5 protein-coding genes are annotated in these 8,447 nt (G+C 71.1%); all 5 read left to right on the top strand.

Annotated features, from left to right (window positions below):
* Positions 1-346 precede the first annotated feature (346 nt).
* Positions 347-2,473 (top strand): potassium-transporting ATPase subunit KdpB, encoded by a 2,127-nt coding sequence (gene kdpB / locus ABZ641_RS19040; RefSeq protein WP_359983202.1) that lies wholly within the window; start codon positions 347-349, stop codon positions 2,471-2,473.
* Between the two features lie 227 nt (positions 2,474-2,700).
* Positions 2,701-3,048: a hypothetical protein gene (locus ABZ641_RS19035; protein ID WP_344622970.1), complete on the top strand. Its 348-nt coding sequence runs from the start codon at positions 2,701-2,703 to the stop codon at positions 3,046-3,048.
* 366 nt (positions 3,049-3,414) lie between these two features.
* Positions 3,415-4,230 (top strand): SDR family NAD(P)-dependent oxidoreductase, encoded by an 816-nt coding sequence (locus tag ABZ641_RS19030; protein WP_359983199.1) that lies wholly within the window; start codon positions 3,415-3,417, stop codon positions 4,228-4,230.
* A gap of 321 nt (positions 4,231-4,551) precedes the next feature.
* A complete protein-coding gene (locus ABZ641_RS19025) occupies positions 4,552-6,414 on the top strand; it encodes an APC family permease (protein ID WP_359983196.1) in 1,863 nt (620 codons plus the stop codon).
* Positions 6,415-6,658: 244 nt separating this feature from the next.
* On the top strand, positions 6,659-8,447 hold a 1,789-nt coding region (locus ABZ641_RS19020; protein ID WP_359983205.1), incomplete at its 3' end, for an APC family permease.

Here is an 8,447-nt window from a genome sequence, read left to right as displayed (position 1 = left end):
GCACCAGCGCCGGGCCCGGCACGCCCTCGACCGCGCGGCAGAGGGCGGCCAGGCTGCTCAGGGTGTCGGTCACCCCGACGATGACTCTGGACGGTTCGTTCATGCTCCCGGTGGACACCGGTGAACAGCAGAGGACGGGGTCCTTGACGCAACGATGACGGATCGGGACCCAGGTTTCACGCGGCCCTGACAGCGGCGTCCGTGTCAACGCTCCGTCAATCGGTGCTGGCGCAGCGTCAGGATTCCGTCAGGGCGCGGGCAGCGGTGCCGCGGTGCGCGGTTGGCTTGGCTGCCGGCCGTCGGGTCGGCCTCCAGCCGCCGGTCCGTGCCCGAGAAGGTCTGCCGCATGCTCTCCCTTGCTCCCGAGAAGGACGTCGTCGCGCCCGCTCCGGTGGGGCGGCCCCCGGGTCGGCGGCACCGGGCGGGTGGCGCCCTGCTCGATCCGAAGCAGCTGGCCGCGGCCCTGCCGGAGGCGCTGCGCAAGCTGCACCCCCGGGTGATGGTGCGCAATCCCGTGATGTTCGTGGTCGAGGTCGGTTCTGCGCTGACCACCCTGTCGGCGGTCCTCTCGCCGAGCGTGTTCGCCTGGCTGATCGGCCTCTGGCTGTGGCTGACGGTGGTGTTCGCCAACCTGGCCGAGGCGGTCGCCGAGGGACGCGGCAGAGCGCAGGCGGCCTCGCTGCGCCGGACCCGGACGGGCACCACGGCGCGGCGGCTGCGCAGTTGGCGGGTGGGGCTGACCCGGTTCGAGGAGGAGATCGTTTCCGCCGAGCGGCTCCGCCTGCACGACTTCGTGGTCGTGGAGGCGGGGGAGACCGTTCCCGGTGACGGCGATGTGGTCGACGGGATCGCGGCGGTGGACGAGTCGGCGATCACCGGGGAGTCGGCGCCGGTGATCCGCGAGGCCGGCGGCGACCGCTGCTCGGTGACCGGCGGAACGACGGTCCTGTCCGACCGGATCGTCGTGCGGATCACGGCCAAGCCGGGGCTGACCTTCATCGACCGGATGATCGCCCTGGTCGAAGGTGCGGAGCGGCAGAAGACGCCGAACGAGATCGCACTCAACCTACTGCTCGCCTCACTGACCGTCGTCTTCATCCTCTCCGTGGTCACGCTCCAGCCGATGGCCGTCTTCGCGGGCGCCGAGCAGTCGACCGCGGTGCTGGTGGCTCTCCTGGTGGCGCTGATCCCGACCACGATCGGTGCGCTGCTCTCCGCGATCGGCATCGCCGGCATGGACCGGCTGGTGCAGCGCAACGTGCTCGCCATGTCCGGCCGGGCCGTGGAAGCGGCCGGCGACGTGGACGTGCTGCTGCTCGACAAGACCGGCACCGTCACCCTCGGCAACCGGCAGGCGGTCCGCCTCCTGCCCGCCCCGGGCGTGCCGAACGACCGGCTCGCCGAGGCCGCCCGGCTGTCCTCGCTGGCAGACGAGACCCCCGAAGGCCGCTCCATCGTGAGCCTGGCCAAGGACTACGGCCTGCGTGAGCGCGCGCCCGGGGAGTCGGGGCGCACGGAGTTCGTGCCGTTCAGCGCGCAGAGCCGGATGAGCGGCGTCGACCTGCTCTGGCCCGACGGAACGGTGATCAGCGTGCGCAAGGGCGCCTCGGCGGCGATCTCCGCCTGGGTGTACGAGCGGGGCGGGCTGGTGTGGGGCGAAGTGCTGGAGGCCGTCGACGCGATCGCCGCCCAGGGCGGCACCCCGCTGCTGGTCGCCGTCCACGACCGGCACGGAGCGCGCGTGATGGGCGTCGTCGAGCTGAAGGACGTGGTCAAGGACGGCATCCGTGAGCGCTTCGCGGAGCTGCGTCGGATGGGCATCCGGACGGTGATGGTCACCGGCGACAACCCGCTGACCGCGCGGGCGATCGCGGCCGAGGCGGGGGTGGACGACTTCCTGGCGGAGGCCACGCCCGAGGACAAGCTCGCCCTGATCAAGCGGGAGCAGGAGGGCGGGAAGCTGGTCGCCATGACCGGCGACGGGACGAACGACGCCCCGGCGCTCGCCCAGGCCGATGTCGGCGTGGCGATGAACACCGGGACCTCGGCCGCGAAGGAGGCCGGCAACATGGTGGACCTCGACTCCAACCCCACCAAGCTGATCGACATCGTCGAGGTCGGCAAGCAACTGCTGATCACCCGGGGCGCGCTGACGACGTTCTCGATCGCCAACGACGTGGCGAAGTACTTCGCGATCATCCCCGCCATGTTCGCCGGCGCCTACCCGGGTCTGCGCCACCTCAACATCATGGAGCTGCACAGCCCGACGTCCGCGATCACCTCGGCGATCATCTTCAACGCGCTGATCATCGTCGCGTTGATCCCGCTCGCCCTGCGCGGAGTGCGGTACCGCCCGGCCTCCGCCTCCCGGCTGCTCGCCCGCAACCTCCGTGTCTTCGGCCTCGGCGGACTGGTCCTCCCGTTCGTCGGCATCAAGCTGATCGACACGCTCGTGGTGCAGTTCCTCTTCTGAGCAGGGCGGGTCGCCGGCTTCGCACGTCAAGAATGCGTCGGGATCGGGGCCTGTGGCGTCAGGAACCCGTCAGGACCGGCTTCGCGGGGTGTGACGGCGGCTTGGCTGACGACCGACGAATGTCCGACCGCCGAGGGAGCGCACCCGTGAGGCTGTACCGTGTCCGGCCCGGGGGCCGCTGGCTTCACCCGGCAGTGCAGCGGCTGGGCACCGGCATGTCCCTGGCCGTGGCGCTGACCGTGAGCGGCTTCCTCACACCGGTGCTCGGCTGGGTCGGGGAGCTGAACGCGGGCTGGTACACCTTCGGCGCGTACGCGCTGCTGTGCACCCTCGTCGGTGCCGTGTCCCGCCCGGCAGCGGCACCTCTGACAGGTCTGTCGGGCTGGCTGTTCTTCAACGGCTTCGCCGTCCACCGCTACGCCGTGCTGGGTTGGGCCGGCCGCACGGACTTGCTGCGCCTGGGCGTCTTCACGGTTGCCGCGCTCCTCGCGGCCCTGCCCGGCGCGATGCCGCGGCGGAGGATCAGGCTCGAGGTCGTCCAGCTCGCCGATCACCGTGCAGACGACCGCTGTTGAGCGATGTCAAGGATTCGTCAGAGCGGGTGACGGTCCCTTGCGGGGCCCGGCTGACGACACTTGAATGGACGTCATGAACCGACCGGCACGCCACCACGACCGCCCGCCGCATCCGCGGGCGCTGGGCTGTGCCACGGTCGTCGTTCGCACGGTCCGGTAGGGATCGCCTCCCCGCGCCCCACCCGATCGTGCCGCGGCAGACGGGCAGAACAGCAGCCCGCCTACCGGTCGTGTCCCCGCCGGGCACTCAGAGCGCTGACGCTCGCGCCCGGCGGGAATTCCGCTGCCACCTTCCGCACCTCCGACACCCGGACGCGCCCTCGCGCGCCCCGGCCTCCGGGGTGCCCTCCTTCCTGGGATCGAACCATGTCCGAAGTCCTGTCCGCCCGCACTGCCCTCGTGACCGGTGCCTCCTCCGGGATCGGCTGGGAGACGGCCCGGCTGCTCGCCGAGCACGGTGCCACCGTCGTCCTGCACGCCCGTACCCTCAACGAGGGCGAGCACGCGGTCGACCGCCTGGTGGCCCGGGGCGTCTCCCGCGAGCGGCTCCACCTCGTCACCGCCGACTTCACCCGCCTCGCCGAGGTCCGGAACCTCGCCGCCGCCGTGGCGGCGGCCTTCCCGGCGCTGGACCTGCTGGTCAACAACGCGGCGATCATGGCGCCGGAGCGGTGCACGCTGAGCGAGGACGGCATCGAGGTGTCCTTCCAGGTCAACTTCCTGGCGGCGCACGTGCTGGCGAACCTGCTGCAGGACTCGCTCTCCGCAGCGGGTGACGCCCGGATCGTCAACGTCTCCTCCTCGCTGCACCGCACCGCCGCGATGAACTGGAACGACCCCAACCGGGTCAAGAAGTACTCCCGGGTCGCCGCCTACGCGCAGTCGCAGCTCGCCCTGAGCATCGACACCCTCGCCATGGCCCCCGAAGGCTCCGGCATCACCGCCGTCAGCGTGAACCCCGGCCTGTGCGACACCGCGCTGCTGCCGCTGTACGGACGGGTCGGCGCGCCGCCGGCCGAGGGCGCCGCCGCGGTCGTCCGGCTCTGCCTGCCGGACGTCCGCCTCACCAACGGCGAGTACTACGAAGGCGGCGACATCGCCCCGACCGCGATCGCCGTCCACGAGGACCGCTCGCAGCGTCGCCTGGGACGGCTTGCCGACCGACTCGTCACCGGAGCCTGACCCACCCACTCGCACCACCCGACAGGAGGGACGTGTCCAAGCGCGCCCGGAAGAAGAAGGCCCGCCGCAAGAAGAAGGCCAACCACGGCCGCAAGCCCGGCCAGTAGCCGGCCCTGAACCACCCGGCGCCGCGTGCCACCGGCGCCGGGTGTCACCTCCGAACCCCCGGGAGCCCCGTCGCTCCCGGGGGTTCGGCCTGCTCTGCCGTCAGGACGGCATCAAGATCACGGGGTATGCCGTCAGGACGCCGTAGGGAAGGACTCCGCCGGTCGGAACGTGTCGGACGATCGCACCAACATGCCCTGTCCGTGGAGGTACCCGATGTCCGGTCCCGTCGATCCGTTGCCCGCCGGAGTCCAGGAGGCGGCCGAGCCCGAGCCGCCCGACAGCCGTCCGGCCGACGACCGCCACCGGCTGACCGCCCTCGGCGGCCTGGCCGCGCTCTCCCTCGACGCCATGGCCTCGGTGGCGTACGGACCGGAGTCGATCGTCCTGGTGCTGGCCGCGGCCGGCGGGTACGGGCTCGGGTTCACCCTGCCGGTGACGGCGGCGATCGCGGTGCTGCTGGCGGTGCTGGTCGCCTCGTACCGGCAGGTGATAGCGGCCTTCCCGGACGGTGGCGGCTCGTACGCCGTCGCCAAGGCACACCTGGGCAGACGCGCGGCGCTGACGGCCGCCGCCTCGCTGGTGATCGACTACATCCTGAACGTCGCCGTCTCGGTGACCGCCGGCGTGGCCGCGCTGACCTCCGCCTTCCCCGGGCTGTACGCGGACCGGGTCTGGCTCTGTCTCGGTGTGCTGGCTCTCGTCACGGCGGTCAACCTGCGGGGCATCGCCGAATCCGCTCGCTGGTTCATGGCGCCGACCGCGGTGTTCGTGCTGTCGATCCTGGCGATCATCGTCGTGGGCCTGTTCCGGGACGCGCCCGCCTCCACCGAGGCCGCCGCCGGGCACGCATCCGCACTGGCCGGCAACGCCACCGCCGTCGGTGCGCTGCTGCTGCTGAAGGCCTTCGCCTCCGGCTGTTCCGCGCTGACCGGTGTGGAGGCGATCGCCAACGCGGTGCCGTCCTTCCGGACACCCGGCGTCAAGCGGGCGCAGCGTACCGAGGTGGCGCTCGGAGCGCTGCTGGGCGTGATGCTGATCGGCCTGGCCGTGTTGATCGGCCGCTTCCATCTGCAGCCGGTCGAGGGTGTGACGGTGCTGGCCCAGCTCGCGGACGCCTCACTCGGCCACGGCTTCGGCTTTTACCTGGTCCAGTTCGCCACCGTCGTCCTGTTGGCGCTGGCCGCCAACACCTCCTTCGGCGGCCTGCCGGTCCTGATGCACCTGCTGGCGCGCGACAACCACCTGCCGCACGTCTTCGCGCTGCGCGCCGACCGCCAGGTCCACCGGCACGGCGTGCTCTTCCTGGCCCTCGTCTCGGCCGCCCTGCTGGTCGCCTCCGGCGGCGACGTGAACAGCCTGGTGCCGCTCTTCGCGATCGGCGTGTTCGTCGGCTTCACCATCTGCCAGGTCGGCATGGTCCGGCACTGGCGGCAGCAGCGCGGCCCCGGCTGGCACGGCAAGGCGCTGCTGAACGGCTTCGGCGCCCTGCTCACCGGCATCGCGACGCTGGTCGTCACCGGCACCAAGTTCACCGAGGGCGCCTGGGGCATCTGCCTGGCCCTGCCACTGATGGTCCTGCTGTTCGAGGTGATTCAGCGGGCCTACGCCCGGATCGGCGAGCGCCTCGGCCTCGGCCGGGTTCCCGCACCGGTCACCCGCCAACGCTCCCTCGTGATCGTCCCCGTCCACGCCATCACCAGGCTCACCAGGGACGCCCTCTCCGCCGCGGTGAGCCTCGGCGACGAGGTCCAGGCCGTCACCGTCGTCCATACCGCACCGGACGCCGAGGACCGACAGGCGGCCGAGGCTCTACGCCGCGACTGGGAACTGTGGCGACCCGGTGTCCCCCTGGTCGAGATCCCGGACGGCCACCGGCGCCTCGGCCGGCCCATCGCCGACCACGTCGATGCCCTGACTGCCGAACGCGCGTATGACCGGATCACCGTCCTGATCCCCGAGGTCGAACCCGCCCGGCTGTGGCAGCGCGCCCTGCAGAACCAGCGCGGCGCCGTCATCGACCGCGCCCTGCGCCGCCGCACCGACGCCGTCGTCTGCCGCCTCCGACTGCGCACGTGAGGCGTCCGAAATACCCCTTATGGCGTTTTCCGTGTGCGGATGTTGACGATCCCTTAACGGTCTTCTTAACGCACCCGAAACGGCATCAAATGAGAGCTGCCACCCCTCTCACCTGGGGAAACGTTCAGCGGGCGGAGCAATGGAGGGGGCCGTACGACAACATTGCAGCCGTGTGCGCAAGCCATACGCTCGATTTGTGTTCAACCTGCCCCAGACGCTGAAGCGTCTCGTGATCGGCCGGGCGATGCGCAGCGAAGAGCTCGGCGAGACGCTGCTGCCCAAGCGACTGGCGCTGCCGATCTTCGCCTCCGACCCGCTGTCCTCCGTCGCGTACGCCACCGGCGAGATCCTGCTCGTCCTCACGGTCGGCGGTACCGCCTTCCTCTACCTGACGCCGTGGGTCGCCGCGGCGGTCGTCGTGCTGATGGCCGTCGTGGTGATGTCCTACCGCCAGGTCGTGCACGCCTACCCGAGCGGCGGCGGCTCCTACGAGGTGGTGTCGAAGAACCTCGGGGCGAGCGCCGGCCTGGTGGTGGCGGCGTCGCTGCTGGTCGACTACGTGATGACCGTTGCCGTGTCGGTGGCTTCGGGTGTGGACAACATCATCTCCGCTTTCCCGGGCCTGGCGGACTACCGGGTCGGCTTCGCGCTCGGCTTCGTCGTCCTGCTCACGGCGATGAACCTGCGGGGCGTCCGCGAGTCCGGGCGGGCGTTCGCCGCACCGACGTACCTGTTCATCACCGCGATCCTGCTGATGATCGGTACCGGCATGATCCGGGTGGTGTTCGGCGAGACCCCGGTGGCCGAGAGCGCGGCGTACGGAATCGAACCGGAGCCGGGCAAGGCGAACCTGGCCGGACTGGCGCTGCTGCTCCTCGCGCTGCGGGCGTTCGCCTCCGGTTGTACGGCGCTGACCGGCGTCGAGGCGATCTCCAACGGGGTGCCCGCCTTCCGCAGGCCGAAGTCGAAGAACGCCGCCACCACGATGGCGGCGATGGGCCTGACCGCGGTCGTGATGTTCGTCGGCGTCACCTGGCTCGCCATGGTGGCCAAGGTCCACTACGTGGACGACCCCTGCCAGCTGACCGGCGTCTCCGGTGACTGCGCGAACTACACCCAGCCCACCGTGATCGCCCAGCTCGCCGCCTCCGTCTTCGGCGGCAGCGACAGCATCCTGTTCTACGTGGTCCAGGCCGCCACGGCACTCGTGCTGATCCTCGCGGCCAACACCGCGTTCAACGGCTTCCCCCTGCTGGCGTCGATCCTCGCCCAGCACCGCTACCTGCCCCGCCAGCTGCACACCCGCGGCGACCGCCTCGCGTACTCCAACGGCATCATCGCCCTGGCGGTGGTGGCCGGCGCCCTCCTGTGGTTCTACCAGGCGAACGTCACCAGCCTGATCCACCTGTACATCCTCGGCGTGTTCACCTCCTTCACCCTCTCCCAGTTCGGCATGGTCCGGCACTGGAACGACGTGCTGCGCACCGGGACGGACCCGGCGGTGCGTTCCTCGGCGCGCCGCTCCCGGGTGATCAACGCCTTCGGCGGCGTGTTCACCGCCCTGGTGCTGGTGATCGTGCTGGCCACCAAGTTCACCCAGGGCGCCTGGCTGGCGGTCCTGGCCGCAGCGGTGCTGTGGCTGATGATGCGGGGCATCCGCCGCCACTACGACGCGGTCTCCGACGAACTGGCCGTCGAGGACGCCCGGGCCGAGTCGGTGCGGCCGGCCAGGGTGCACGGAGTGGTGCTGGTCTCCAAGCTGCACAAGGCCACCCTGCGGGCCCTCGGCTACGCCCAGGCGTTCCGGCCGGACAGTCTGGAGGCCCTGACGGTGGCGGTGGAGAAGGACGCCACCGAGGAGCTCGGCTCGCAGTGGAGCGCCTACGACGTGCAGGTGCCGCTCAAGGTGCTGGACTCGCCGTACCGGGAGATCACCAAGCCGGTCGTCCAGTACGTCCGCGAGTATCGGCGCAACCACCCGCACGAGGCGATCGCGGTGTTCATCCCGGAGTACGTGGTGGGGCACTGGTGGG

The organism is Kitasatospora sp. NPDC007106, assembly GCF_040634455.1.
Classification (GTDB): Bacteria; Actinomycetota; Actinomycetes; order Streptomycetales; family Streptomycetaceae; genus Kitasatospora; species Kitasatospora arboriphila.
This window is presented reverse-complemented; position numbering and strand designations above follow the sequence as displayed.

Excerpts from the sequence above, each read along its gene's own strand:
- kdpB (WP_359983202.1), top strand. The coding sequence starts at position 347 with ATGCTCTCCCTTGCTCCCGAGAAGGACGTCGTCGCGCCCGCTCCGGTG.
- ABZ641_RS19030 (WP_359983199.1), top strand. The coding sequence starts at position 3,415 with ATGTCCGAAGTCCTGTCCGCCCGCACTGCCCTCGTGACCGGTGCCTCC.
- ABZ641_RS19025 (WP_359983196.1), top strand. The coding sequence starts at position 4,552 with ATGTCCGGTCCCGTCGATCCGTTGCCCGCCGGAGTCCAGGAGGCGGCC.